Raw genomic sequence first — 25,446 nt, 5'->3', positions numbered from 1 at the left:
CCTTCGCTTCAGCGGCTGCCCGGGCGGCGGCCGGCGGGCACCTCCTCGGCGTTGCGCAGCGCCTGGCCCGCGGCGTTGCGCATGGCGTTGAGCTGGTCCGTGAGCGCGGCCTTGAGCGTGGCGTTCATGCCGTTGTAGCGGTTGGTCAGCTGGTACGGGTCGAGGTAGAGGTCGTAGTACTCGCCCTCGCCGATGTCGTAGAGCGCGAAGGTGGAGCCGAAGGCCGTGCGCAGGCCGCGGTAGACGAAGGCCGGCGAGGGCGCCAGCACCGCGGCGTCCTGGTCGGGCGGCTCCAGCAGCCCGGGGTCGGTGCCGGGGCTGCCGGCGGGGTCGCTCTCGGCGGCCTCGCCGGCGTTGCCGGTGTGGCTCTCCAGCAGCAGCGCCTGGCGCCAAGTGGGCGGATTCGGGCCGGCGAACAGCGGCACCAGCGAACGCCCGTCCACGTAGGCCGGCGGCGCGACGCCGGCGATCTGCGCGAAGGTGGGGGCCAGGTCCACGTTGGCGCTGAGCTTGTTCACCGTGCGCCCGACCGCGATGCCCGGGCCGCGCACGGCCAGCGGCACGCGGATGTCCTCCTCGTACAGGCGCGACTTGCCCAGCGGCAGCCGGTGCTGGCCCTGGTGCCAGCCGTTGTCCGAGCTGAAGAAGACGTAGGTGTTGGCCAGCTGCCCGGTGTCGCGCAGCGTCTTGACCAGGCTCTCGACCATGTCGTCCACCGCCAGCAGCGACTGCCGGCGCTTGACGTAGTTCATCTCCATGTGCGCGATCTGCGAGCTGGTGAGCAGCGGCAGCCGGCGCAGCCAGGATGGCTTGTCGCTGACGTCGGCCTCGTTGAACGAGGGCGGGCGCGGCATCTTCACGTCGGTGAGCAGCCCGGTGTAGCGCTTGGGCGCATTGGCCGGCACGTGCGGCAGCGTCGGGTTGAGGAACAGGAAGAAGGGCTTCTTCGCGGCGTCGGCCGCCGACTCGCGCATGAAGGCGTTGGCCTGGGCCGTGAGCACGTCGTTGAAGTGGTCCGCGGCGCGGTTGCCGTAGCTGACGGTGCGGCCGTTGAAATTGATGCTGTAGTTGTACTGGGTGTAGGGCTTGCCCCCGTTGGGGCTCCACCAGTAGCTCCAGCCCGGCGGAATGTAATGCGGGCCCACATCGGTATTGGGATAGCCGTTGAGGTATTTGCCGATCAGCGCGGTGCGGTAACCCGCGCCCTGCAGCCAGGTGGCGACGGTGGAATTCTCCAGCCCGTCGGTATGGAACTTGGCGAAACCGCCGTTGGGCCAAGCATTGGTGAATATGCCGGTGTTGTGCGCATACTGGCCGCGCAGCGTGCTCACGCGCGAGGGGCAGCACAGCGACAGGCTCGTGAAATTCTGGTTGAAGAGCACGCCCTGCTGCTCGATGAGCGCACGCGTCTTGGGCAGGTACTGGTAGAGCTCGTGCTCCATGTCGTCCACCAGGATGTACAGGATGTTGGGCCGCCCCTGCGCCGCGGCCGGCCCGGCCAGCAGCGCGCCCAGCGCCAGTGCCGCCAGCGGCCCCAGCAGCCATCGCAAGATCAATAACGACTTCATCGCGGCGGGTTCCTTCCTGTTTTCCGAGAGTGGTCCAAAAGCAACTGAATCTTTCCTGGCCGTTATCCGGGTTCGGGGATATTCGGGTGTGTCCCGGGTATATCGGTTCGAAGCCGCCGCCGGCTGGAAAGGCCGTTTTAGCGGCCCGGGCCGGAAATAACCCCGACAAATCGTAAACAGTGCTTCAGGGCGCGCCGGGCCGACGAATATGCAGGGGGCGGCTGGCGTGGCCGTGCCCGCATTCGAAGGCGTGCAATTGCAGGGGAAACGCCGCCCGCGGGAACGCGAACCCGCCGGGCGGTTTTCCTGAGTGCGCCAGCAGGCACGGGGCGGCGGCGCGGGCCGGGCCTGCCGGGCCGGGCGGCCCTACCAGTCCTCTTTGACCGCCAGCACCGCGTCGCGCCCGGCGGCGGCGCGGGCGCTGAGCGCGGCGGTCAGGGTGCCGGCCGCGACCACCGCCGCGCACAGCAGGCCCAGCCGTGCCCAGGGCAGCAGCAGCTCCATGGTCCAGTGGAAGCTCTGCGGATTCACGACCTTCACCAGCACCACGCTGACCAGGATCCCGAGGCCGAGCCCGACCAGCGCCCCGGCGGCGGTCCAGGCCGCGCCTTCGCCGCCGACCACGCCGACGACCTGGCGCCGGGTGAAGCCCAGGTGCGCGAGCAGCCCGAACTCGCGCCGGCGCGCCATCACCTGCGCCGAGAAGCTGGCGGCGATGCCGAACAGCCCGATGCCGATGGCCACGGCCTGCAGGTAGTAGGTGACGGCGAAGCTGCGGTCGAAGATGCCCAGCGAGATGCGCCGGATCTCGCCCGGCTGCGCGAACTCCAGCAGGCCGGCGTCGGGCACGAGCGCGCGCAGCCGCTGCTGCACGCTGTCCAGCGCCGCGTCGGGCGCGAGCCACAGCGCCAGGTCGTTGACGCGCGCGTCGCCGGTCAGGCGCCGGTACGCCGCGTCGTCCAGGGCCACGGCGCCGAACTGGCGCGCGTAGTCGCGCCACACGCCAAGCACCCGCACCGCCACGGGCGCGCCCGTGCCCAGCGGCAGCCGCAGCTCGGTGCCGGGCCGGGCGCCGTAGAGGTCCACCATGGCCTCGCTCACGTACACGGCCGGCAGGGCATCGCCCGGCGGGGCGGCGATCGGGCGGCCGAGCAGGGGCAGGTCGCGCGCCGGGTCGGCGATGGGCCGCGCCACCAGCGTCACCGCCGGCCGCGCCGGGTCGAGCTGCAGCGGCCGGGCGCGGATGCCCTCGACGCGCGCCACGCCCTCGACCCGCGCCGCCGCGGCCACGAAGCCCGGCGGCAGGAAGGCGGTGTCACCCTGGCCCTGCGTGCCGCCGCGCACGTACAGGTCGGCCGGCAGCACCGCGTCGAGCCACTGCGCCACGCCGTTGCGAAAGCTCGCCACCATCACCGTCAGCGCCACCGCCAGGCTCAGGCTCGACACCACGCCGGCCATGGCCACCGCGGCGGCGTGCTGCTCGTGGCGCGCGCGCTGCACCGCCAGCAGCGCCAGCGCGCCGCGCGGCTTCAGCCGGGCCAGCAGCAGCGTCACCGCAGCCGGCACGATGGCGATGCCGCCCAGCAGCAGGCAGGCCACCGAGGCGTAGGCCGGCAGTGGCAGGTCCAGCACCGGCGGCAGCAGCGCCAGCAGCCCGCCCAGCGCTAGCAGCGCCGGCGCGCGCCAGGCCGGGGCTGGGGCGAGGGTGCCGCCGAGTCCCTTGAGCGCCTGCGCCGGCGCCATGCGCGCGGCCAGCTGCGCCGGCCACCAGCCGCCGGCCAGCGCCGCCACCACGCCCAGCGCGCCGAACACCAGCGCCGCCGGCACGGAAAAGCGCAGCGGCGGGGCGATGCCCGGGAAATAGCCGCCGCCCAGGTCGCCGGCGAGCCAGCGCAGCGCCAGCGCGGCCAGCGCCGTGCCCAGCGCCAGCCCGATGCCGCTGCCCAGCACCCCGATGGCGGCCGACTCGGCCAGCACCAGGCGCCGGCGCTGCGCCGGCGACAGGCCCAGCACGCCCAGCAGCGCCAACTGCGGCGTGCGCTGCGACACCGACAGCGCCAGCACCGAGAACACCAGGAAGCCGCCGACGAACAGCGCCACCAGCGCCAGCACCGTCAGGTTGACGCGGTAGGCGCGCGACAGGTCCGACACCCGCTGCGCCGCCGTGCCCGGCTCGGCCAGCTGCAGGTCGCCGGGCAGCGCCAGCGCGCGGCGCAGCGCGGCGGCGTCGGCGCCGGCGGCGAGCCGGATGTCCACCCGCGACAGCCGACCCGGCGCGAAGCGCGCCTGCGCCGCGGCGATGTCCATCACCGCCAGCGGCGCGCCGCCGGCCGTGACGGTGCCCAGCACGCGGAACGCGCGCCGCTCCAGCCCCTGCTGCAGTGCCAGCTCGGCACCGGGCTGCAGGCCGAGGCGCTTGAGCGCGGCCGGGTTGAGGAAAACGGCGTCGGGTTCCAGGAAGGCGGTGAGCGCGGCGCCCTTCATCGGCACCGGCATCAGCGACGCGGCCAGCGGCGCCACGCGCAGCGCGTCCACGCCCAGCAGCTTCAGGCTGACGCGCTGCCCGGCGGCGTCGAGCGCGGCGGCGTCCACCTCCAGCACCGGACTGGCGGCCTGCACCAGCGGCGAGAGCGCGACGCGCTCGAACCAGGCGTCGTCGAAGCCGTCGAGTGCCGGGCTGCGCAGGCTCAGGTCGGGCTCGCCGGCGGCGGCGCGCGCGGCATTGGAGAACTCGTCCAGCGCGGAGCGGTTGATGAGCTGCACCGAGAAGGCCAGCGCCACGCCCAGCGCCACCGACAGCACCGCCACCGCCAGCCGCCACGGGTGCGCCCGCCACTCGGGCAGCACCAGCTGGATCAGCCACTGATTCACGCCGTCACCGCCTCGAAGCCGGTGGCGGTCAGGCGCAGCGCGCGGTCGGCGCGCCGGGCCGCGGCCTGGGAGTGCGTGACCAGCAGGCAGATGGCGCCTTCGGCGCGCGCCTGTTCCAGCAGCAGGGTGAGCACGCGCTCGGCGGTGCCCGGATCGAGGTTGCCGGTGGGCTCGTCGGCCAGCAGCAGCGCCGGCTTGTGCACCAGCGCCCGCGCGATGGCCACGCGCTGCAACTGCCCGCCGGAGAGCGTGCGCGGCAGGCGGTCGTCGAAGCCCTCCAGCCCGACCACGGCCAGCATGTGCCGCACGCGCGCGGGGTCGGGGCGCTGCAGCAGCAGCAGGGGCAGGGCGACGTTCTGGCTCACCGACAGGTGCGGCAGCACGTGGAACGCCTGGAACACGAAGCCGAGCTTCTCCCGGCGCCAGCGCGCGCGCGCCTCCTCGCCGAGCTGGAACACGTCCACGCCGTCAAGCCGGACCGAGCCGCCGCCGGCCTCGTCCAGCCCGGCGATGCAGTTCAGCAGCGTGGACTTGCCCACGCCCGACTCTCCCAGGATGGCAATGAAGTCGCCCGGCGCGGCCTCCAGGCTCACGCCGGTGAAGACGGGGGTGGAGGCGTAGTGTTTTTCTAAGGACTTGATTTGAAGCATGGAAGTTGTGATGGATTTCACAGACGCTGTGGACGTTATCAGCAAAACCGGGGCCTATCTCAGTGCGGTAGCGCACCGAAAATGGGTTTCGATGGTTTTTTGTCCGCCTGCACTTCCAGGGAACTATTTTGGCATGAAAACCATTTCAATATCGTGGAGTCACAGTGTGGTGAAGAAACTGGCTGATATTTTGCGGACTGCTCTACTGCTCTGTATTTCATTTGCAGCCGCTGCCCAATCCCGCACCCCCGAGCCCGGCAAGCCTTTGCTGGAATTGCTGCGCACCGGCGGTTTCATATTGTTCATGCGCCACACCCATGCCGACGTGGGCGAGGACAATTACGCCAACAGGGAATACTGGAAGGATTGCCGCGAGCAGCGCCGCATCAGCCCGCGCGGCACGGTCGAGGCCAACCTGGTCGGCACCTACATGCGTGACCTGAAGATTCCCGTCGGCCGGGTCGTGGCGGGAAATTTATGTCGCGCCCAGAAAAGCGCCGAACTGTTGCGCCTGGGGCCGGTGCAGACCTCGGAAAACCTCAACGATTTCATGACCTGGACCAGCATGGGCCGCGATCGGCAGGAGTTGCTGGCGGCGTACAGGAAGGAGTTGTCCACGCCGCCCGAAGCCGGGACGAATACCGTGCTGGTGTCGCATGCGCAGCGCGGCAATTACGCCGTGCACCCGGTGCTGGACCTGATCGAGATGGGCACCATCGCCGTGTTCCGGCCGCTGGGCCCGGACCGCTTCGAGTTGATCGCGACATTGCGCCTGGGCGACTGGCCGTTCCTGGGCGTGTCGGAAATCCCGTCGGCGGCGGCCCTGCGCTGAGCGGCCTCCACGCCTTGACCATGCCGCCGCGCGACTCCACACGCCCGTCAGGGCCGCTGTCGCGTCCCGGCGACGACAAGTCGGCCATTTCCGTGATGGACGTCACGAATCGTGCGCCGTCTGCCGGGCGCATGGGGCACACGGATTGCAGCAAGGTTCCTGCAAGCCGCACCATGGGTCCTTTACCGGTTAGGGCACGGCTGCTCTGGAAATTTCATGCGCTCCCGCGAACGTTTCAGTGACACCGAGCAGTACGAAGCGGACCAAAACTTCTTGCCGCCCGTGACTTACAAGTCCCGCGTGGATTTATGGATCGTGCTTTTGCTCGTCCTGATTTACGCGGGCATCCTGTATGAAGGCATCGTGCAGGAAAACGAGCTGGCCTGGGTTTTCGGCATTTTCCTGACGCTGGTATTGCGGCTGACGGCGCTGCCCTGCCGCTACACGCTCATGCCGGACCACGTGCTGGTGCGCTGCGGCGTGCAGCGCTGGGAAATTCCGTACAAGGAAATCAAGTCGATGCGCAGCAGCTACAACCCGGCCACGGCGCCGGCGCTGTCGCTGCGGCGGCTGGAAATCCGCCACGGCCCGCAATTGACGCTGATTTCGCCGCCGTCCCCCAGCGAGTTCGCCATCGAAGTCCGGGCGCGCATGCGCAGGCAGCGCCACTGAACGCGGAAACCGCGGCTCAGCGCTCCGTTTCCGTTCCAGCCGCCAGCCCGGCCGCCCGCAGCAGCGCTTCGAGCACGTCGGGCGCGTCGCACGCCAGCGTCACGCGCCACGGCATGCCGCGCAGCCAGGTGAGCTGGCGCTTGGCCAGCTGCCGCGTCGCGGCGCTGCCGGTCTCCAGCACGCGCGCGCGCAGCGCGGCGCCCGACAGGCCCGCGTCCAGCGCCTCCCAGGCCTGCCGGTAGCCCACGCAGCGCATCGAGGGCAGGTCGATGTCCAGGTCGCCGCGCGCGCGCAACCGGGCCACCTCGTCCAGGAAACCCGCGTCCAGCATCTGCCGGAAGCGCAACCCGATGCGCTCATGCAGCCAGGCGCGCGACTGCGGTTCCAGCGACAGGAACAGCCCTTCGGGCGCCTTCGCCTCCTTGTCGCGGTGGAAATCGGAAATCGGCCGGCCGCTGATCCGGTGGACCTCCAGTGCCCGGCAGATGCGCTGCGTGTCGCCCGGCGCCAGGCGCCGGGCCGTGGCCGGGTCCACCTGCGCCAGCTCGGCATGCAGCGCCGGCGTGCCCCGGGCCGCCGCCCGCGCCTCGATCTCGGCGCGCACGGCGGGCACCGAGGGCGGCATCTCGTCGAGGCCGTCGATGAGCGCCTTGAAGTACAGCATCGTCCCGCCCACCAGCAGCGGCAGCGCGCCGCGCGCGCGGATCTGCGCCATGGCGGCCTGCGCGTCGGCCACGAAGCGGGCGGCGGAGTAGCTCTCGGCCGGGTCGATCAGGTCGATGAGGTGGTGCGGCACGCGCGCGCGCTCCTCGGCCGTCGGCTTGGCCGTGCCGATGTCCATGCCGCGGTACACCAGCGCGGAGTCCACGCTGACGATCTCCACCGGCCGCTGCAGCCGCCCGGCCAGCGCCAGCGCCAGGGCGGTCTTGCCGCTGGCGGTGGGGCCGGCCAGGGCGATCCAGGGCAGGCCGCCGGGGGAGGGCTGGTCGTGCATCGCCGGCCCCTTCATGCCGCCTGCGCGCGCCGCAGCACGCCGTGGCGCTGCACCAGCGTCCAGCCCACGGTGGCGGTAGCGATGCCGAAGAAGCCCACCGCCAGGCCCAGCGGCAGCGTGCTGCCGTCCATGGCGCGCCCGGTCCACAGGCCCACCAGGAAGGCCACCGTCGCCAGGATGAAACCGTTGAGCGCCGACGCCACGCCGGCGCTGCGCGGGAACGGGCCCACCGCGCCGGCCTGTCCGCAGGGCTGGTGGATGCCGTGGCCGAAGCAGTAGATCCACTGCGGGATGAGCACCGCCCACACCGCCTGCACCCCGGCCAGCGCCAGCACCGCCAGGGACACGCCGCCGACCAGGCTGAAGGCCGCGCCGCGGCGCACCGCGCCGTCCAGGCCGTGGCGCAGCAGCCAGCGCCGGCAGAAGAAGGTGCCGGTGAGGTAGGCCACCGAGCCCGAGGCCAGGGCCAGGCCGAACTGCGCCGGCGTCAGGCCCAGCACCTGGATGTAGACGAAGGAGGACATCACCAGGATGGCGAACAGCCCGCCGTAGGTGCAGGCCACCAGCGCCGACCAGGCGCGGAAGGTCCGGTGCGCCAGCACCGCGCCCACCGAGCGCGCCAGCGGCCCCAGGCGCAGCGCGTGCGGGTTGCGGGCGCCGGGCACCAGCGACTCCGGCAGCCGCGTCGCGACGAAGGCCAGGGCCACGGCGCCGACGCACGTCACCGCTGCCAGCGGCGCGCGCCAGCCCAGCGTGGCCGCCAGCGCGCCGCCCAGCAGCGGCGAGGCGATGGCGATGACGCCCAGCCCCGACATGCCCTTGGACATGACGTGCGCGCCCTCGTGCGGCTCGTACAGGTCGCGCACCATGGCGCGCGCGCACACGACCGCGGCCGCGAGCGCGGCGCCCTGCAGCGTGCGCGCCAGCACCATCCAGCCCATGGCCGGCGCCAGCGTCGCGGCCAGGCTGGCCAGCGTGTAGAGCGCGAGGTTGAGCAGCAGCACCGGGCGGCGCCCGAAGCGGTCGGCCACCGGGCCCCAGAACAGCTGCCCGATGCCGAAGGCCAGCATCAGCGCCGACATGGTGAGCTGGCTCTGCGCCGGGGTGGCGTCGAAGGCGTGCGTCAGGCGCGGCAGCGCGGGCAGGTACAGGTCCGTGGTGACGGGCTGCAGGCCCAGCAGCAGGGCCAGGGCGAGCGCGGCCATGGCGGGGGAGACGGCTGCGCGCGCCGGGGGTGGGGAAACGGACATCGGAGAAGCGGAAAGCGGAACCGGGCGAGGGTAGCAGCCGAAAGGCCACGGCTTTGGGCCGGCCCCGAATGCTTCAGGGCGCTAAACAAAAAAGGCCCTCGAAAGGGCCGTCGTGCTGGTGTCACCCGAGGTTCAGAACTTCTCGAACTCCCCCAGGTAGCGCCACTGCCCCGGCGGCAGCTTGCCCAGCACCACGGAGCCGATGCGCACGCGCTTGAGGCCCACGACCTTCAGGCCCACGGCTTCGCACATGCGCCGGATCTGGCGCTTGCGGCCCTCGCGCAGCACCACGCGCAGCTGGTCCTCGTTCTGCCAGCTCACCTGCGCGGGCTTGAGCGGCTTGCCGTCGAGCTCCAGGCCGTGGCGCAGCAGCTCCAGGTCGCGGTCCGGGAGACGGCCCGGGTGCTGGTACTCCACGCGCACCAGGTATTCCTTCTCCACCCGCGTCTCGTCGCCGATGAGCTGCTTGGCGATGCGCCCGTCCTGCGTCAGCACCAGCAGCCCGGTGGAGTCGATGTCCAGCCGCCCGGCGGGCGCCAGGTGCCGCGTGTGGCCGGGATGGAAGCGGATGCGCGCCGGGTCCTCGGCCCAGTGGTTCTCGGCCGTGACCAGCACAGACGCGGGCTCGTAGCCGTCCTCGGCCTGGCCGCTGACGTAGCCGATCGGTTTATGAAGCAGGATCGTCACGCGCTTGGCCTGCGCCTCGCGCGCGGCGGGGTCGATCTCCACGACCTGGCCGGGCTGCAGCCGCTGGCCCAGCTCGGCCATCTTGCCGTCCACCTTGACCCAGCCGGCCTCGATCCAGTCGTCGGCCTCGCGCCGCGACACCAGGCCCTGCTCCGACAGGTGTTTCGACAGGCGCACGCCCTGCGCGGCGGCCGGCGTGTCGTGGTCATCGGTCCTGGCCGGCCGGGCGGCACGGTCCTCGCGCCGGGGCGCGTCCTGGAAGTCGGACCGTTGCTCGCGCACCGGCTGGCCCGGGGCGGGGCGGCGGCGGTCGAAGCCGCCTTCCTCGCGCCGTTGCGCTCGCTCGCCCCAGACGCCGCTGTCCGAGCGGCGCGGGCGGTCGCCGAAGCCGCCGTGGTCGTCGCGGGGCGGGCGGTCACCGTAAGCCGGGCGCTCATCGTGACGCGGGCGGTCGCCAAAGGCGGGGCGCTCGTCACGACGCGGGCGGTCGCCAAAGGCAGGCCGCTCGTCACGGCGCGGGCGGTCGCCGAAGCCGCCGCGGTCGTCGCGGGGCGGGCGGTCGCCGTAAGCCGGGCGCTCGTCGCGGCGCGGACGGTCGCCGAAGGCGGGGCGCTCGTCGCGGCGGGGACGGTCGCCGAAGCCGCCGCGGTCCTCGCGGGGCGGGCGATCGCCGAAGGCGGGGCGCTCATCGCGGCGCGGACGGTCGCCGAACGCGGGACGCTCGTCGCGGCGGGGACGGTCGCCGAAGCCGCCGCGGTCGTCACGGGGCGGGCGATCGCCGTAGGCCGGGCGCTCGTCGCGGCGGGGGCGATCACCGAAGGCCGGGCGCTCGTCGCGGCGCGGACGGTCCTCGTGGCGGCCCGGGCCGGCGTGGCGCGGGCGGTCATTGTGAAAACTGCCGCCGCGCTCATCGCGGCGCGGGCGGTCGTTGGGGCCGCCGCGGTCGTCGCGGCGCGGGCCGCGGCCGGCGTCGTCGCGGCGTTCCTGGCGGGCCGCCTCGCTGCGCGCGGCGCGCTCGGCGGCGGTGGGCGGCGGGCCGGCCTTGCGGGCCGTGGGGCGCACCTTGGTGCGGCGCGGATCGCGCGCCGCGGCGCCGGCCTTCAATCCGATCTTGGGTCTGTCACTCATCCCGGGATTGGACCATGCCGCCATCGCCCGGCCGGGCGACGCCGCTGCTGCCGGCAGGGACAGCCCGGCACGACTGCACGGGCACGGCGCCCGCGGCGCGCCGGCCGCCGCGGGGCGGGGCCTGCGGGTTCGGGCCGAGGCCGCCCGCGCCGGCCCGCTCCTATGCTGCCCTGCACCACGACGCCAGGGAGCCCCGCATGGACCCACACGGAAGCGCGATCACGCGGCGCCGGCTGTTGCTGCTGCTGCAACTGGGATGGCTGCCCTCCGGGACGGCGGTGGCCGCGCCCGGCGCGCCGGCCAGGCTCGAACCGCCCGCGCTGCTGCTGGCGCGCGAGGCGCCGGCGGACCTTGATCCGGCCGGCTGGCTGGTCAGCGAAAAGCTCGACGGCGTGCGCGCGCTGTGGGACGGCGAGCGGCTGCGCTTTCGCAGCGGCGCGCCGGTGCCGGCGCCGGCGGCCTTCCTGCGCCGGTTGCCGCCGCAACCGCTGGACGGCGAGCTGTGGCTGGCGCGCGGGCGCTTCAGCGAGCTGTCCGGGCTGGTCCGGCGCCAGGGCGCGAGCGCCGCGGACTGGGCGCGCGTGCGCTATGAGCTCTTCGAGCTGCCCGGCGCGCCCGGCTCCTTCGAGGCGCGCGCCCGCGCGCTGGCCGGGCTGGTCGAGGGCCTGGACGCGCCCGCGCTGCGCGCCGTGCCGCAGGAGCGGCTGCCCGACCGCGCCGCGCTGCAGCGCCGGCTGCGCGAGGTGGTGGATGCCGGCGGCGAGGGCCTGATGCTGCACCGCGCCGACGCGCCCTACCTCACCGGCCGCGGCGAGGTGCTGCTGAAACTCAAGCCGCAGCAGGACGCGGAAGGCCTCGTGGTGGAGCGGCGCTTCGGCACCGAGGGCCGGATGCAGGGGCTGCTCGTGGCGCTGCGGCTGCGGCTGCTCGAAGGCGAGGGCGAAGGGCGCGAGTTCCTGCTCGGCAGCGGCTTCAGCGACGCGCTGCGCCGCGACCCGCCGCCGCTGGGCAGCGTCGTGACCTACCGGCACCGCGGCTGGAGCAGCCGCGGGCTGCCGCGCTTCGCGTCATTCCTGCGCGTCGATCCCGGCGTTTGAAGGGGCCTGCCCGGACCGCTCGGGTATCGTCCCGCCGATGAGCGATTTGACCTTCTTCTGGCACGACTACGAGACCTTCGGCCGCGTGCCGCGCCGCGACCGCCCGGCGCAGTTCGCCGGGCTGCGCACCGATGCCGAGCTCAACGAGATCGGCGAGCCGCTGACCCTCTACTGCCAGCCGCCGCTGGACGCGCTGCCCGACCCCGAGGCCTGCCTGCTCACCGGCATCCTGCCCCAGCAATGCCAGGAGCAGGGCGTGCCGGAACATGCCTTCGCCGCAGCCATCCACGCCGCGCTGGCCGAGCCCGGCACCGTGGGCGTGGGCTACAACAGCATCCGCTTCGACGACGAGGTCACGCGCTTCCTGTTCTGGCGCAACCTCATGGACCCGTATGCGCGCGAGTGGCAGAACGGCTGTGGCCGCTGGGACCTGCTCGACGTGGTGCGCTGCGCCTACGCGTTGCGCCCGGACGGGCTGCAGTGGCCGCGCCACCCTGACGGGCGCCCGTCCTTCAAGCTCGAAGACCTCACCGCCGCCAACGGCATCGCGCACGAGTCCGCCCACGACGCGCTGTGCGACGTGCGCGCCACCGTCGCGCTGGCGCGGCTGCTCAAGACGGCGCAGCCGAAGCTCTGGGACTTCTGCCTGAAGCTGCGTCGCAAGGACGCGGTGCTGGCCGAGATCGGCACGGGCAGGCCGTTCCTGCACGTGTCAGGCATGTTCGGCCCCGAGCGTGGCTGCCTGGCGCTGATGTGGCCGCTGGGCCCGCATCCGAGCAACCGCAACGAGCTGCTGTGCTGGGACCTGGCCGCCGACCCGGCCGAGCTTGCCGGGCTGGACGCCGCCGCCATCCGCCAGCGCCTGTTCACGCGCACCGAGGACTTGCCGGAAGGCGTGACGCGGCTGCCGATCAAGAGCGTGCACATCAACAAGTCGCCGGTGGTCATCGGCAACCTCAAGACGCTCAGCCCGGCGCAGGCCGAGCGCTGGGGGCTGGACCTGGACGTGCAGCTCGGCCACGCGCGGCAGCTCGCCGGCGCGCCGCCGCTGCCGCCGCAGCTGTGGGCGCAGGTGTTCGAGCGCCCGGCGGCCGCCGCGCCGGTGGACGTGGACGAGGACCTGTATGGCGGCTTCGTCAGCAACGGCGACCGGCGCAAGCTGGAGGCGTTGCGCGCCACGCCGCCGCACGAGCTGGCGCTGCGCGAGCCGCCCTTCGAGGACCCGCGCCTGGCGGAGCTGGTGTTCCGCTGGCGCGCGCGCAACCATCCCGACACGCTCGATGCCGCCGAGCGCTCGCGCTGGGACCGGCACCGCGCGCGGCGCCTGCACGAGGGGCAGGGCGGCGCGCTGACGCTGGCGGCCTACGCCGAGCGCATCGACACGCTCAGCGAAACGGCCGACGAGCGCGGGCAGGAGATCCTGGGCGCGCTCTACGACTGGGCCGAGGAGATTGCGCCTTGAGGACGGCGCAGCGCGTGCTGTCGGGCAGGGCGTAGCGACGCTGGACGCGAGCAAAGACCTCGTCATTCCCGCGAAAGCGCACTGCTGTCCGGGGAAAACCAAGAAAGGTGTCGGCCACAGGCTGACATGCCACGCCCACTACTTCGTCATCCCCGCGCAGGCGGGGATCCAGGCGGCCCCCAAGCAGCCGGCAGCTGGTCGGTCGGCTCACCAAGGCTCAAGGCACGGCAGGCGCTGCGCATGGGCTTGCGGCTGATTTGGGGACCGCCTGGATCCCCGCCTTCGCGGGAATGACGAAGTGGGGTGCGGACCGCCCATGCCTATGGGCCACCAGCCTCTGCCAGTTTCCCCGGACAGCAGTGCGCGAAAGCGGGAATCCAAGTTGGGCTGTCCGGCAGGACGGCGGCTTTATGCGAGGCCGGCCGTCTGGCAGCACCGAAGGCCGGCCTGCGGCCGGCAGAAAAATGGATGCCCGCGTACGCGGGCATGACGACGTTTCTTCTTCGGTCTGCGCTGTTGGCAAGCGTGCCGCGGCTGCTCCGGGCCTACGGCGCCCCCACGCTCCCATGCAGCGCCGCGCGCCGGCAGGCCGCGGCGCAGACCAGGCAGGCCTCGGCGCATTCCTGGCAGTGCTCCATGTGGTGGTGGCGGCCGCACTCGGTGCCGCAGGCCTCGCACAGCTGCGCGCACAGCGCGCAGATCGCCTGCGCATGCTCGCTGTCGCGCGCCATCGCGGCCGAGGCCAGGCGGCAGACCTCGGCGCAGTCGATGTCCAGCGCGATGCAGCGCGCCATCGGCTTGGGGTCGGGCTCCTGCAGGCACGACACCGCGCAGTGGTCGCAGGCCGCGGCGCAGGCGTCGCAGGCCTCGATGCAGGCACCGTAAGGATGGTTCTCCATGGGGGTCAACTCCACAGCCCGACAACGTGGGCAATGCCGCGCTGCCGGCAAGCCATGCACCCGCGCCGCGCATGCCGCTTGCTGACGCACCTTCACCCACAGCGCGGCGCGCTCGCGCCGCCTGCTCCCCTCTACCTCGGAATCAAGGAGCCCCTCATGAAGACCCGTCAAGCCGCCGCCAGCCGCCAGTTCCGCATCGCCCTGCTGGGCGGCGCCGTGCTCGTGGCGCTGGGTGCCGCCAGCACCGCCAGCCAGGCCGCCGGCAGCAGCCACAAGGCGGACCGCGGCGCCGCGCAGTCGCAGTACCGCTCGGACATCGAGTTCTGCAACAGCGGCCAGTCGGGCCAGTCGCGCGCGCTGTGCCAGCACGAGGCCCGCCAGGCCTACAACGAGGCCCTGCGCGGCACGCTCGACGTGCCCGTGATGCAGGCCGGCACCCGCTCCACCGACAGCGTCGCCACCGGCATCGGCGCGGGCAGCACCACCGGCGCGGGCACGGGCATGCAGCCGAGCGACCAGGGCATGGCCCAGGGCAGCGGCATGCCTTCGGGCTCCTCCGGCATGGACGGCGGCGCCGCCGGCCGCAGCGCCGACGCCACGTCCAACAGCGGTACCGACCAGGGCAACCGCACCGGCGTCGGCCCCAGCAGCTCCGGCTACAGCAACAACGACGCCGGCGCCACGGGCACCAGCAGCTCCACCACCGGCGCGGGCACGGGCATGTCCTCGGGCTCCAGTGGCACGGCCGGCTCCACCACGGGCGCGGGCACCGGCACCAGCACCAACACCAACAGCCAGTCCTCGGGCAACAGCGGCTCGACCACGGGCACCGGCGCGGTCAACCCGGGCGCCACCGGCGCGGGCACGTCTTCGGGCGCCGGCAGCACGGGCATGTCGTCCGGCAGCGGCAGCTCCGGCGGCAGCGGCATGACCTCGGGCTCCACCAGCCGCGGCGCCACCAGCGGCACGCCCACGGGCCAGGGCGGCAACACCGCGGCCGACACCAACACCAACAGCGGCTCGTCGGGCAACAGCGGCTCGACCACGGGCACCGGCGCTGTGAACCCGGGCGTCACCGGCGCGGGCACCTCCTCGGGCAAGGACCCCAGCGCGGGTCGCTGATCCCTCACCCGGGCCGGCGTGCCCACGGTACGCCGGCGCGTCCCGACCCCTGAACACCGAAGGGCCGCGGCCGGCGTCGCGGCCTTTTCCGTTGGTGAGCGCACTTGCCGCCATGTGCCGCCCCGTGCGGGCCCGGACCTTGCCCCCAGGCGGCTGTCACGGGACGTCTTGCCGAAGGCCTTGCCGGGCGGGGCGTCCTGCCCATCAACGAGCACAGGAGCACTTCCATGAGCATCGCCCACCGTTCCCGCGGCCTCGTCCTTGCGCTGGCCGCCGCCGGCATGCTGGCCGGCCTGCCGGCGCTGGCCGCCGACGCCGCCACGAAGGCGGCCGCCTCGCCGGCCGCGCAAAGCGCCCTGGCACGCGATGCCCGCGCCAGCCAGGTCATCGGCCGCGAGGTGCGCGACCCCAACGGCGCCAAGCTTGGCGAGATCAAGGACCTGGTCGTGGACCTGCGCAGCGGCCAGCTGCGCTACGCGGTGCTGGAGTTCGGCGGCATCGCCGGGCTGGGCGAGAAGTACTTCGCCTATCCGGTCAACGCCTTCCGCACCTCGCCCGACAGCGACGACCTGGTGCTGACCGTGGACCGCAACCAGCTCAATGCCGCGCCGGGCTTCGACAAGGGGCGCTGGCCGGGGCTGGATGCCGATGCCTACTGGCGCGACGTGGACCGCCACCACGGCGCCGCCGGCCGCAGCGCCGAGCGCACGGCCGCCGCGGCCGGGCAGCCGCAGCTCATGCGCATGACCGAGCTGTTGGACAAGGACGTCAACGACCGCCAGGGCGCCGATGCCGGCGAGATCGAGGACGTGGTGATCAACATGGCGCAGCAGCGCGTGCACTACGTGGTGCTGGACTTCGACAAGAAGTGGAGCCCCGACGACAAGATGCTGGCGCTGCCGCTGTCGGCGCTGAGCGCGCCCGCGGGCAAGGGCAAGGACGCCGACCTGGTGCTCAACGTCCCGCGCGAGCAGCTCGACATGAAGCGCGGCTTCGACGAGAACGCCTGGCCAGACCTGAACAGCCCCGCCTACCGGCAGGACGTCAGCGGCTGGCTCGACCACTTCCCGCCCACCAGCCGGGCGCAGGAGCAGGGGCGCTGAGGGCGCGGGGCCGCCGGCCTGCAGCGGCTGCGCCCACAGCCGGTAGCTCCAGAAGCTCTCGTCCTCCCTCAGCCGGCGCAGGAACTCGTCAGGGCTGAAGCCCGTCACGTGACGCTGCGGCCGCGGAGCGAGGGGCGGCCGAGGCTGCGGTGCCGTTCCAACGGCTGAATGCCGGCGAGCCCAAGTCGTGCAGCATGCGCGGCATGGACCCTCGAACGCCTCCCGACAGTGCGCAACCTCCCGGCCCCCCGCGCCGCTTATGGGGTCTGCCGGTGGTGCGCGCCATGGGCCGCGACTTCCTCGGCTTCGCGCAACAGCGGCATCGCGCCCACGGCGACCTGAGCCTGATGTTCATCGGCTCCCGCGCCTGCTACGACCTGTTCTCCCCGGCGCTGGTGCGCGAGGCGCTGGTGGACCAGGCCGAGCACCTGGTGCGGCTGCCCCGGACCATCGGCGTGCTGCAGCGCAGCTTCGGCCTGGGTCACGGAGTCATCACCACCGAGGGCGCCACCTGGCAGCGCCAGCGCCGCATGCTGCAGCCGGCCTTCACGCCGCGCCAGGTGGCGGGCGACGCGGCGCAGATGCGCGCGGCCATCGAAACGGCCCTGGAGCGGGCGCTGCTCGCGGGCGCGGACCACGCGCTGGTGGACATGCAGGCGCTGTTCGGCCGCGTGGCCATGGACGTGATCCTACGCACCCTGTTCAGCCGGGCGGCCGACGCCGAGGCCGACGCCGCCATCGGCGCCATGGGCGTGCTGGGCGAGGCGGCGATGTTCGACCTGATCGTTCCTTTCAATCTGCCGCCCTGGCTGCCGCGGCGCGGCAAGGCGGCGCGGCGCCAGGCGCTGCAGACGCTGCGCGACCTGGTTCACGGCCACATCGCGCGGCGCCGCATGCAACCCGACCCGGCCGCGGGCGACGACGTGCTGGCCCGCCTGCTGGCGCTGCGCGACGACGCATCGGGCGAGGCGCTGAGCGAGCAGGAGGTGTTCGACCAGTGCATGGTCAGCTTCCAGGCCGGACACGAGACCACGGCCACGGCGCTGACCTGGTGGAGCCGGCTGCTGGCGCAGCACCCGGACGCGGCGGCGCGGGCGCGGGCCGAGGTGGATGCCGTGCTCGCCGGCCGCGACCCGGGACCGGAGCATCTGCAGGCCTTGCCGTTCCTCACCGCCACGCTGAAGGAGGCGATGCGCCTGTATCCGCCGCTGCCGGCGCTGATCACGCGCCACACGCTGCGCGAGATTTCAGTGGGCGGCTGGCGCATCCCGCCCGGCGCGAGCCTCTACGTCACGCCCTGGGTGCTGCACCGCGATCCGCGCTGGTGGAGCGAGCCGGACGAGTTCCGCCCCGGGCGCTTCCTGCCCGGCGCGCCGGAGGTGCCGCGCGGCGCCTGGATCCCGTTTGGCGTCGGGCCGCGGGTGTGCATCGGGCAGCATTTCGCGATGCTGGAGATGACGCTCGTGGCAGCGATGCTGCTGCAGCGCTTCGATGTCGAGTTGCCGCCGGATGCGCCGCCGATGGCGGCGGTGCTGCACGTGACGCTACGGCCGAAGGGCGGGGTGCGGCTGGGCTTGCGGCACCGTTGAGTCCCGGCGCCGCGCCATGAAAAAAGGCCCGCCAATGGCGGGCCTTCCTGCGCGTCAGTCACGGCATGACGCCGTGATTGAAAAGCGGCTGCTTCAGGCGTTCACGCCCTGCGCCACTTCCGCGTACTCCTCGATCTGGTCGAAGTTCATGTACTTGTAGATCTGGTCGGCGTTCTTGGTGACGACGCCGATCTCGGCCTGGTACTCGTCCACCGACGGGATGCGGCCCAGCTTGGAGCACACCGCGGCCAGCTCCGCCGAGCCCAGGAACACGTTGGTGTTCTTGCCCAGGCGGTTGGGGAAGTTGCGGGTCGAGGTGGACATCGCCGTGGAGCCTTCCTTGATCTGCGCCTGGTTGCCCATGCACAGCGAGCAGCCCGGCATCTCCATGCGGGCACCGGCGCCGCCCAGGGTGGCGTAGTAGCCCTCCTTGGTCAGCTCGGCGGCGTCCATCTTGGTCGGCGGGGCCACCCACAGGCGCACCGGGATGTCCTTCTTGCCTTCGAGCAGCTTGCCCGCGGCGCGGAAGTGGCCGATGTTGGTCATGCACGAGCCGATGAAGACCTCGTCGATCTTGGTGCCGGCGACTTCGGACATGAACTTGGCGTCGTCCGGGTCGTTCGGGCAGCAGACGATCGGCTCCTTGATGTCGGCCAGGTCGATCTCGATCACGGCGGCGTACTCGGCGTCGGCATCGGCCTTGAGCAGCTGCGGATTCGCCAGCCAGGCTTCCACGGCCTCGATGCGGCGCTGCAGGGTGCGGGCGTCCTGGTAGCCGTTGGCGATCATGTTCTTCATCAAGACGATGTTCGAGCGCAGGTACTCGGCCACCGGCTCAGGATTGAGCTGCACCGTGCAGCCGGCCGCCGAGCGCTCGGCGGAGGCGTCGGACAGCTCGAAGGCCTGTTCGACCTTCAGGTTGGGCAGGCCCTCGATCTCCAGCACGCGGCCCGAGAAGATGTTCTTCTTGCCGGCCTTCTCGACGGTCAGCAGACCGGCCTTGATGGCGTACAGCGGGATGGCGTGCACCAGGTCGCGCAGCGTGATGCCGGGCTGCATCTCGCCCTTGAAGCGCACCAGCACCGACTCGGGCATGTCCAGCGGCATCACGCCCGTGGCGGCGCCGAAGGCCACCAGGCCGGAGCCGGCGGGGAAGGAGATGCCGATTGGGAAGCGGGTGTGCGAGTCGCCGCCGGTGCCCACGGTGTCGGGCAGCAGCAGGCGGTTGAGCCAGCTGTGGATCACGCCGTCGCCCGGGCGCAGCGCCACGCCGCCGCGGCTGCTGATGAAGGCCGGCAGCTCACGGTGCATCTTCACGTCCACCGGCTTCGGATAGGCCGCGGTGTGGCAGAAGGACTGCATCACCAGGTCGGCCGAGAAGCCCAGGCAGGCCAGGTCCTTGAGCTCGTCGCGGGTCATCGGGCCGGTGGTGTCCTGGGAGCCGACCGTGGTCATCTTCGGCTCGCAGTAGGTGCCCGGGCGGATGCCCTGGCCTTCCGGCATGCCGCAGGCGCGGCCGACCATCTTCTGGGCGAGCGTGAAACCCTTGCCGGAATCGACCGGGGACTTGGGCAGGCGGAAGGCGGTGGAAGCGGGCAGGCCCAGGAATTCGCGCGCCTTGGCGGTCAGCGAGCGGCCGATGATCAGGTTGATGCGGCCGCCGGCGCGGACCTCGTCGAGCAGCACGTCGCTCTTGAGCGCGAAGCTGGCGACGACCTCGCCGTTCTTGACCAGCTTGCCCTCATACGGCAGCACGTCGATGACGTCGCCCATCTCCAGCGCGGAGACGTCCACCTCGATCGGCAGCGAGCCGGAGTCTTCCTGCGTGTTGAAGAAGATCGGGGCGATCTTGCCGCCCAGCGTCACGCCGCCGAAGCGCTTGTTGGGCACGAACGGGATGTCCTGGCCGGTGGCCCAGATCACGCTGTTGGTGGCCGACTTGCGGCTGGAGCCGGTGCCCACCACGTCGCCGACGTAGGCCACGAGGTTGCCCTTCTTCTTCAGGTCCTCGATGAACTGGATCGGGCCGCGCTTGCCGTCCTCTTCGGGCACGAACGCCGCGCCGGGGCGCGTGTTCTTGAGCATGGCCAGGTAGTGCATCGGGATGTCCGGGCGGCTCCAGGCGTCCGGGGCGGGCGAGAGGTCGTCGGTGTTGGTCTCGCCGGGCACCTTGAAGACGGTGACGGTGATCTTCTGCTCGACCTCGGGACGGCTGGTGAACCACTCGGCGTCGGCCCAGCTCTGGATCACTTCCTTGGCCACGGCATTGCCGGCCTTGGCCTTCTCGGCCACGTCGTGGAAGTAGTCGAACATCAGCAGGGTCTTCTTCAGACCCGCGGCGGCCACGGGGGCGCACTCCGCGTCGTCGAGCATCTCGATCAGCGGCTTGACGTTGTAGCCGCCCACCATCGTGCCCAGCAGCTCGGTGGCCTGGGTGCGGCTGATCAGCGCCACCTGCACGTCACCATGCGCCACCGCGGCCAGGAACGAGGCCTTGACCTTGGCCGCATCGTCCACGCCCGGCGGCACGCGGTGCGTCAGCAGCTCCAGCAGGAAGGCCTCCTCGCCCGCGGGCGGGTTCTTGATCAGCTCGATCAGCTCGGCGACCTGCTTGGCCGACAGCGGCAGCGGCGGGATGCCGAGCGCGGCGCGTTCGGCGACATGTTGACGATAGGCTTGCAGCATCTGGGGCTCCGTGCTTCGTGGGGTTTTCCGGGGATGGGCCGATTTGAGCCGGTCCGTGGGGCGGTCGCCCCGGGGCGCCGCCGACTCTGACATTTTATGTCTTATATAAGACTTGAGACAACGCCGCAGTGCCGCGCTGTGGCATGGCGGCAGCGCGCGAGTCTGCACCGCCACCGCGGCGCGTGAACGGTTTGACCCAGGAGCATCCCGGGTCAATCGGCGCTGCAAGTGTGAAAAAGCCGGCTTGCGCCGGCCTTGCGTTGCGTCAGGCGATGCGCGCGCGGGGCGCGCACCGCCGTCGGGCGGGGAGGGGACTTCAGTTGTTGCCGGCCACCACGGGCTGCTTGCTGGGGTCGATGCCCAGGCCGCCGCCGGTGGGCGGGGCCAGCTTGGCCGCGGCCACGGCCTCGCGCTGCTCGGCGCTCTGGCAGTCGTCGACCAGGCGCTGGCCGACGCGGGTGTCCATGAGCATGGACTTGTTGGCGATCTGCACCATCAGCGTCTGGCCCTTGACGTCCTCCAGGCGCAGCGCGCCCGTGTGCGAGAGCACGGGCTTCATGGTGTAGGTGTCCTTCTTCCACTTCACGTCCAGGTAGCCGGCGTGCCTGGCGTTGGGGCCGATGTCGAGCGTCTGGTTGAACTCGCAGGCGTAGACGCCCTGGTAGGCGCGCCCGTAGGCGGTGAGCTGGGCCTCGTCGGCCTCGGCCAGCGGCGCCTCGGGCTTGGGCGCGGGCTGCTTGGCCTTGGCGGCGGTCTTGCTGGCTGCGGCGGCAGCCTTGGCGGCCTTGGGCTTGGCCTCTTCGGCCATCGCCGCCGTGGTGCTGATCAGGCCGAGGGCGGCAGCGGCGGCCAGTGCCGCCAGTCGAAGGGTAGCGATCATGAAATCTCCTGGGCGCGAGGTCTTTCCGCGCGGGGATCAGATTGTGAGCCACCGCCCCGCGGCCCGGCAGAGCACGGTTGCGGGACAGCGACAGAACTTCACGGGCGCGGGAAATGCTCCGGCGCGCGCCGCGGGTGCGGGGATTTCAGCGCGCGGCGCCGTCCTCGCTGAACCACGCGCGCTGCACCTCGGCGGGCAGCTGCGCGCCGTCGCTCCAGGAGGTGCGGTGCGCGCGCTCGAGCACGTGCCAGAAGTAGCGGTAGCTGGCGCGGTCGTGCAGCTGGTCGTGGCCGCCGTGCTGGTGGCGGATGGGGGCCCAGCCCGCGGCCTGCGCGGCGCTGATGATCTCCACGGCGCGGTCCACTTCCGCCGCGCTGGGCGTGAAGGCCTCGACGATGGGGCGGACCTGCGCCGGGTGGATGCTCCACATGCGCGTGTAGCCGAACTCGCGCCCGGCGCGCGTGGCCGCCTGCTCCAGCGCGCGGGTGTGCCTGAACTCCGTGACCACGCAGTGCGAGGGCACCTTGGCGTGCGCGTGGCAGGCCGCGGCGATCTCCAGCTTGGCGCGCACCACCAGCGGGTGCTCGAACTGGCCCGGCACGCCCATGGCCGAGGCCGGAATCGCGCCGCGGTGCGCCGAGACGAAGTCCATGAGGCCGAAGGACAGCGACTCGATGCGCGGGTGCGCGGCCAGCGCGAACACCTCGCGCAGCGCGCCGTGCGTCTCGACCAGGGCGTGCAGCGGGATGCGGCGCGCCAGGCCGGCGCGGTCCGAGGCGGCGTCGATGAAGTCGACGGCGCGCTGCAGCTCGGCCAGGCCGCGCGGCTTGGGGACCATCAGGTAGGCCAGCCGCGCGCCGCAGCGCTGCACCAGCAGCTCGGCCACGGCCTCGAACTTGTCGTGGCCGACTTCCGGCACCCGGGCGCCGACCCGGCCGAAGCGGTTGGCGCTCGAATTGACCAGCTCGGCGATGAGCTGCGCGTGCTCGACCTCGCCGCCCACCGGGGCGCCGTCCTCGCAGTCGAGCGTGATGTCGAAGACCGGGCCCATCTCGGCCTGCAGCTGCAGGCTCTTGGACATGCGCGGCTCCACGCCCGCGTAGTGGTCGCACACGGGCAGCGGGGCGGGCAGCTCGCCGTCCTCGAACAGGGCCTGGCGGGGGTGGATCAGGGTGGTCACGGCGGCGGTCCTGGGCGTCTGGAAGGAAAAAGGGCCGGTGAACAGCGGTCACCGGCCCCGGAAGCAGTCAGTTCACGCGGTGTCCGGCGCGCTGCGCCGGACATCCGGGCGCGATCACAGCAGGTGCTTGACGCCGTCCTGCTCGCCCTGGAGCTCGGCCAGGGTCTTGTTGATGCACTCCTGCGAGAACTCGTCGATGGGCAGGCCCTCGACGATCTTGTACTCGCCGCCTTCGCAGGTCACGGGGTAGCCGAACATCACCTCGGCCGGGATGCCGTACTCGCCGTTGGAGGGCACGCCCATCGTGACCCACTTGCCGTTGGTGCCCAGGGCCCAGTCGCGCATGTGGTCGATGGCGGCGCCGGCAGCCGAAGCGGCCGACGACAGGCCGCGGGCGGCGATGATGGCGGCGCCGCGCTTGCCCACGGTGGGCAGGAACACTTCACGGTTCCACTGCTCGTCGTTGATCAGGTCCTTGACGCTCTGGCCCTCGATGGTGGCGAAGCGGTAGTCGGCGTACATCGTGGGCGAGTGGTTGCCCCACACGGCCAGCTTCTCGATCGTGCCCACGGCCTTGCCGGTCTTGGAGGCGATCTGCGAGGCGGCGCGGTTGTGGTCCAGGCGCAGCATGGCCGTGAAGTTCTTGGCCGGCAGGTCCGGCGCCGACTTCATGGCGATGTAGGCGTTGGTGTTGGCCGGGTTGCCCACGACCAGCACCTTGACGTTGCGCGAGGCCACGGCGTTGAGCGCCTTGCCCTGGGCCGTGAAGATCTGGGCGTTGGCCGCCAGCAGGTCGGCGCGCTCCATGCCCGGGCCGCGCGGACGGGCGCCGACCAGCAGCGCGTAGTCCGTGTCCTTGAAGGCGGTCATCGGGTCGCTGTGGGCCTCGATGCCGGCCACCAGCGGGAAGGCGCAGTCCTCGATTTCCATGATCACGCCCTTGAGCGCGTTCTGGGCCTTCTCGTCCGGGATCTCCAGCAGCTGCAGGATCACGGGCTGGTCCTTGCCCAGCATCTCGCCGGAGGCGATGCGGAACAGCAGGGCATAACCGATCTGGCCGGCGGCGCCGGTGACCGCAACGCGGACGGGCTTCTTGCTCATGGAGCGTCTCCAAACATGTCAGGGGAGGTGGGATGCGCCCGCGGCTCGCGGACGCGCCGGGTCGCAAGTGTATCCATGTGCGGGGGAGGGCGGCACATCAAACTTGATCTTATGTCTTATATAAGATACGTTTGATTGGACTCAAGGCGCGCGTTGTGCTGCAATCGCGTCCCATGTCCAGCGCCGTACCGCCTTTCGAACCGTCCGCAGACGCCGGCGCGGCGCCGGCCTTCAGCCCGCTGTACCAGCAGATCAAGGCGCTGCTGGTGCGCAGCCTGCAGGGCGGCGAGTGGAAGCCGGGCGAGGCCATCCCGAGCGAGCTGGAGCTGGCCGCGCGCTTCAAGGTCAGCCAGGGCACGGTGCGCAAGGCCATCGACGAGCTCGCCGCCGACGGGCTGCTGGTGCGCCGCCAGGGCAAGGGCACCTTCGTGGCCACGCATGCCGAGGAAAACGTCCAGTACCGCTTCCTGCGCTTGGCGCCCGACGAGGGCGCGAGCCCGCCGGCCGAGCGCCGCGTGCTCGACTGCCGGCGGCTGCGCGCCCCGGCCGACGTGGCGCGCGCGCTGGAGCTCAAGAGCGGCGAGGCCGCGGTGCTGGTGCGCCGGGTGCTGTCGGCGCAGGGCCGGCCCGTGGTGCTGGACGACATCTGGCTGCCCGGCGCGCTCTTCAAGGGCCTGTCCGCCGAGAAGCTCTCGGGCTGGCGCGGGCCGATGTACGAATTGTTCGAAAGCGAGTTCGGCGTGCGCATGATCCGCGCCGAGGAGCAGATCCGGGCCGTGGCTGCCGATGCCGCCACGGCGCAGTTGCTGGGCCTGGAGCCCGGCGCGCCGCTGCTGAGCGTGGAGCGGCTGTCGCGCACCTACGGCGACAAGCCGGTGGAGCTGCGCCGCGGCCTCTACAACACCGCGCAGCACCACTACCGCAACGAGCTCAGCTGAACCGGGCCCCGAGCCCGGCGCGAGCGTACGAAAGACACGAGCACAGGAAAACCGATAGCAACACGCCAGGCTTTCACACGGCTGTCATGTGGCGTGAGCCGCAGTACGCAATAAGGCTGAAGTGACGTGTTGTTGCAGTGACCTAAAATCAGCGGGTTTATCCGTAGCTCAGCCCGGAAAACCTCCACCCCGAAGCCCACCCCGGCGATTCACAACACGAGCAGCAAGAGGCGATAACACCATGGCCGACACGATCAAGCAAAGACCCGTCTATCGCAACATCCACATCGCGCAGATCGTCTCGTACCGCCTGCCGCCGTCCGGCATCGTGTCGATCCTGCACCGCATCAGCGGCGCGATCCTGTTCTTCCTGCTGCCGTTCATCATCTGGATGTTCGACACCAGCGTCTCTTCGGAAATCTCCTATGAGCGCTTCACCAGCGCCTTCACCGCCGGCGTGGGGCTGTTCCCCGGCTGGTTCATCAAGCTGGTGGCGCTGGCCCTGATCTGGGGCTACCTGCACCACTTCTTCGCCGGCGTGCGCCACCTGTGGATGGACATGACGCACAACACCACCAAGGCCTTCGGCCGCAGCTCCGCGCTGACGGTGCTGGCGCTGGGCGTGGTGCTGACGCTGGTGCTGGGCGCCAAGCTGTTCGGCGCTTACTGATTCGAAAACTGCAGCGAGGAACATTGCAAATGAACCAGAACTTCGGTTCCAAGCGCCTGGTGGTGGGC

Annotated in this window: 20 protein-coding genes; 9 read left to right on the top strand and 11 right to left on the bottom strand. The window is 71.8% G+C overall.

Annotated features, from left to right (window positions below; genetic code table 11):
* Positions 1-8: 8 nt before the first annotated feature.
* From FJ694_RS04795 to FJ694_RS04785, 3 genes are all read right to left on the bottom strand, one after another.
* On the bottom strand, positions 9-1,568 hold the full coding sequence (locus FJ694_RS04795) for a sulfatase family protein (protein WP_157264761.1): 1,560 nt from the start codon (positions 1,566-1,568) through the stop codon (positions 9-11).
* A gap of 366 nt (positions 1,569-1,934) precedes the next feature.
* On the bottom strand, positions 1,935-4,439 hold the full coding sequence (locus FJ694_RS04790) for an FtsX-like permease family protein (RefSeq protein WP_157264759.1): 2,505 nt from the start codon (positions 4,437-4,439) through the stop codon (positions 1,935-1,937).
* Entirely contained in the window at positions 4,436-5,089 is a 654-nt protein-coding gene (locus FJ694_RS04785; protein ID WP_157264757.1) for an ABC transporter ATP-binding protein, read from the bottom strand. The genes FJ694_RS04790 and FJ694_RS04785 overlap by 4 nt, the downstream gene beginning before the upstream one ends.
* Between FJ694_RS04785 and FJ694_RS04780 the strand changes: the two genes are divergently transcribed.
* Positions 5,088-5,921 (top strand): histidine phosphatase family protein, encoded by an 834-nt coding sequence (locus FJ694_RS04780; protein WP_157264755.1) that lies wholly within the window; start codon positions 5,088-5,090, stop codon positions 5,919-5,921. The genes FJ694_RS04785 and FJ694_RS04780 overlap by 2 nt on opposite strands.
* 111 nt (positions 5,922-6,032) lie before the next feature.
* Positions 6,033-6,593, top strand: coding sequence for a PH domain-containing protein (locus FJ694_RS04775; RefSeq protein WP_157264753.1), 561 nt, complete (start codon positions 6,033-6,035; stop codon positions 6,591-6,593).
* A gap of 16 nt (positions 6,594-6,609) precedes the next feature.
* On the opposite strand, the gene miaA is transcribed toward FJ694_RS04775, so the two are convergent.
* From miaA to FJ694_RS04760, 3 genes are all read right to left on the bottom strand, one after another.
* Complete coding sequence (gene miaA, locus FJ694_RS04770) at positions 6,610-7,587, bottom strand: tRNA (adenosine(37)-N6)-dimethylallyltransferase MiaA (protein ID WP_157264751.1); 978 nt, start codon at positions 7,585-7,587, stop codon at positions 6,610-6,612.
* 11 nt (positions 7,588-7,598) lie between these two features.
* Positions 7,599-8,792: a multidrug effflux MFS transporter gene (locus tag FJ694_RS04765; RefSeq protein WP_232539897.1), complete on the bottom strand. Its 1,194-nt coding sequence runs from the start codon at positions 8,790-8,792 to the stop codon at positions 7,599-7,601.
* Positions 8,793-8,969: 177 nt separating this feature from the next.
* Positions 8,970-10,652, bottom strand: a complete 1,683-nt coding sequence (locus FJ694_RS04760; RefSeq protein WP_232539896.1) for a pseudouridine synthase — start codon at positions 10,650-10,652, stop codon at positions 8,970-8,972.
* Positions 10,653-10,849: 197 nt separating this feature from the next.
* Between FJ694_RS04760 and FJ694_RS04755 the strand changes: the two genes are divergently transcribed.
* Together FJ694_RS04755 and sbcB are read left to right on the top strand one after the other, a co-directional pair.
* Positions 10,850-11,749: a DNA ligase gene (locus FJ694_RS04755; RefSeq protein WP_157264745.1), complete on the top strand. Its 900-nt coding sequence runs from the start codon at positions 10,850-10,852 to the stop codon at positions 11,747-11,749.
* A gap of 37 nt (positions 11,750-11,786) precedes the next feature.
* On the top strand, positions 11,787-13,211 hold the full coding sequence (sbcB, locus tag FJ694_RS04750; protein ID WP_157264743.1) for an exodeoxyribonuclease I: 1,425 nt from the start codon (positions 11,787-11,789) through the stop codon (positions 13,209-13,211).
* Positions 13,212-13,756: 545 nt separating this feature from the next.
* Here the strand turns inward: sbcB and FJ694_RS04745 are convergent.
* On the bottom strand, positions 13,757-14,110 hold the full coding sequence (locus FJ694_RS04745) for a four-helix bundle copper-binding protein (protein ID WP_157264741.1): 354 nt from the start codon (positions 14,108-14,110) through the stop codon (positions 13,757-13,759).
* A 156-nt stretch (positions 14,111-14,266) separates the two neighbouring features.
* On the opposite strand from FJ694_RS04745, the gene FJ694_RS04740 reads away from it, so the two are divergent.
* The 3 genes from FJ694_RS04740 (at position 14,267) to FJ694_RS04730 (ending at position 17,924) form a co-directional block, all read left to right on the top strand.
* Positions 14,267-15,232: a hypothetical protein gene (locus FJ694_RS04740; RefSeq protein WP_157264739.1), complete on the top strand. Its 966-nt coding sequence runs from the start codon at positions 14,267-14,269 to the stop codon at positions 15,230-15,232.
* Between the two features lie 227 nt (positions 15,233-15,459).
* Positions 15,460-16,335, top strand: coding sequence for a PRC-barrel domain-containing protein (locus FJ694_RS04735; protein ID WP_157264737.1), 876 nt, complete (start codon positions 15,460-15,462; stop codon positions 16,333-16,335).
* A gap of 194 nt (positions 16,336-16,529) precedes the next feature.
* The gene (locus tag FJ694_RS04730; protein WP_157264735.1) at positions 16,530-17,924 is read left to right on the top strand and encodes a cytochrome P450; all 1,395 of its coding nucleotides are present in this window, start codon (positions 16,530-16,532) and stop codon (positions 17,922-17,924) included.
* A gap of 93 nt (positions 17,925-18,017) precedes the next feature.
* Here FJ694_RS04730 and acnB read toward each other — a convergent pair whose 3' ends face one another.
* The 4 genes from acnB to FJ694_RS04710 all read right to left on the bottom strand — a co-directional run bounded on the left by acnB (position 18,018) and on the right by FJ694_RS04710 (position 23,770).
* Entirely contained in the window at positions 18,018-20,609 is a 2,592-nt protein-coding gene (acnB, locus tag FJ694_RS04725; RefSeq protein ID WP_157264733.1) for a bifunctional aconitate hydratase 2/2-methylisocitrate dehydratase, read from the bottom strand.
* Between the two features lie 316 nt (positions 20,610-20,925).
* Positions 20,926-21,489 carry a hypothetical protein gene (locus tag FJ694_RS04720; RefSeq protein WP_157264731.1) on the bottom strand — a complete coding sequence of 188 codons (564 nt, stop codon included), beginning with the start codon at positions 21,487-21,489 and terminating at the stop codon, positions 20,926-20,928.
* Between the two features lie 145 nt (positions 21,490-21,634).
* Positions 21,635-22,669: an HpcH/HpaI aldolase/citrate lyase family protein gene (locus tag FJ694_RS04715; protein ID WP_157264729.1), complete on the bottom strand. Its 1,035-nt coding sequence runs from the start codon at positions 22,667-22,669 to the stop codon at positions 21,635-21,637.
* Between the two features lie 114 nt (positions 22,670-22,783).
* Positions 22,784-23,770, bottom strand: coding sequence for a malate dehydrogenase (locus FJ694_RS04710; protein ID WP_157264727.1), 987 nt, complete (start codon positions 23,768-23,770; stop codon positions 22,784-22,786).
* Between the two features lie 173 nt (positions 23,771-23,943).
* On the opposite strand from FJ694_RS04710, the gene FJ694_RS04705 reads away from it, so the two are divergent.
* On the top strand, positions 23,944-24,708 hold the full coding sequence (locus FJ694_RS04705) for a GntR family transcriptional regulator (protein WP_157264725.1): 765 nt from the start codon (positions 23,944-23,946) through the stop codon (positions 24,706-24,708).
* 241 nt (positions 24,709-24,949) lie between these two features.
* The gene (sdhC, locus tag FJ694_RS04700) at positions 24,950-25,378 is read left to right on the top strand and encodes a succinate dehydrogenase, cytochrome b556 subunit (protein ID WP_157264723.1); all 429 of its coding nucleotides are present in this window, start codon (positions 24,950-24,952) and stop codon (positions 25,376-25,378) included.
* The last annotated feature ends 68 nt before the right edge of the window (positions 25,379-25,446 follow it).

This window comes from Azohydromonas aeria (assembly GCF_009760915.1).
Lineage (GTDB): Bacteria > Pseudomonadota > Gammaproteobacteria > Burkholderiales > Burkholderiaceae_C > Azohydromonas > Azohydromonas aeria.
The sequence above is the reverse complement of the archived record's forward strand: the minus strand, read 5'-3'. Positions and strand labels throughout refer to the sequence as shown.

Bases quoted from the DNA above. Each gene is read 5' to 3' on its own strand.
- FJ694_RS04705 (WP_157264725.1), top strand. From the start codon at position 23,944: ATGTCCAGCGCCGTACCGCCTTTCGAACCGTCCGCAGACGCCGGCGCG.
- FJ694_RS04785 (WP_157264757.1), bottom strand. From the start codon at position 5,089: ATGCTTCAAATCAAGTCCTTAGAAAAACACTACGCCTCCACCCCCGTC.
- FJ694_RS04755 (WP_157264745.1), top strand. From the start codon at position 10,850: ATGGACCCACACGGAAGCGCGATCACGCGGCGCCGGCTGTTGCTGCTG.
- sbcB (WP_157264743.1), top strand. From the start codon at position 11,787: ATGAGCGATTTGACCTTCTTCTGGCACGACTACGAGACCTTCGGCCGC.
- FJ694_RS04780 (WP_157264755.1), top strand. From the start codon at position 5,088: ATGGAAGTTGTGATGGATTTCACAGACGCTGTGGACGTTATCAGCAAA.
- sdhC (WP_157264723.1), top strand. From the start codon at position 24,950: ATGGCCGACACGATCAAGCAAAGACCCGTCTATCGCAACATCCACATC.
- FJ694_RS04745 (WP_157264741.1), bottom strand. From the start codon at position 14,110: ATGGAGAACCATCCTTACGGTGCCTGCATCGAGGCCTGCGACGCCTGC.
- FJ694_RS04735 (WP_157264737.1), top strand. From the start codon at position 15,460: ATGAGCATCGCCCACCGTTCCCGCGGCCTCGTCCTTGCGCTGGCCGCC.
- miaA (WP_157264751.1), bottom strand. From the start codon at position 7,587: ATGCACGACCAGCCCTCCCCCGGCGGCCTGCCCTGGATCGCCCTGGCC.
- FJ694_RS04730 (WP_157264735.1), top strand. From the start codon at position 16,530: ATGCGCGGCATGGACCCTCGAACGCCTCCCGACAGTGCGCAACCTCCC.
- FJ694_RS04720 (WP_157264731.1), bottom strand. From the start codon at position 21,489: ATGATCGCTACCCTTCGACTGGCGGCACTGGCCGCCGCTGCCGCCCTC.
- FJ694_RS04740 (WP_157264739.1), top strand. From the start codon at position 14,267: ATGAAGACCCGTCAAGCCGCCGCCAGCCGCCAGTTCCGCATCGCCCTG.
- acnB (WP_157264733.1), bottom strand. From the start codon at position 20,609: ATGCTGCAAGCCTATCGTCAACATGTCGCCGAACGCGCCGCGCTCGGC.
- FJ694_RS04710 (WP_157264727.1), bottom strand. From the start codon at position 23,770: ATGAGCAAGAAGCCCGTCCGCGTTGCGGTCACCGGCGCCGCCGGCCAG.
- FJ694_RS04795 (WP_157264761.1), bottom strand. From the start codon at position 1,568: ATGAAGTCGTTATTGATCTTGCGATGGCTGCTGGGGCCGCTGGCGGCA.
- FJ694_RS04765 (WP_232539897.1), bottom strand. From the start codon at position 8,792: ATGGCCGCGCTCGCCCTGGCCCTGCTGCTGGGCCTGCAGCCCGTCACC.
- FJ694_RS04760 (WP_232539896.1), bottom strand. From the start codon at position 10,652: ATGAGTGACAGACCCAAGATCGGATTGAAGGCCGGCGCCGCGGCGCGC.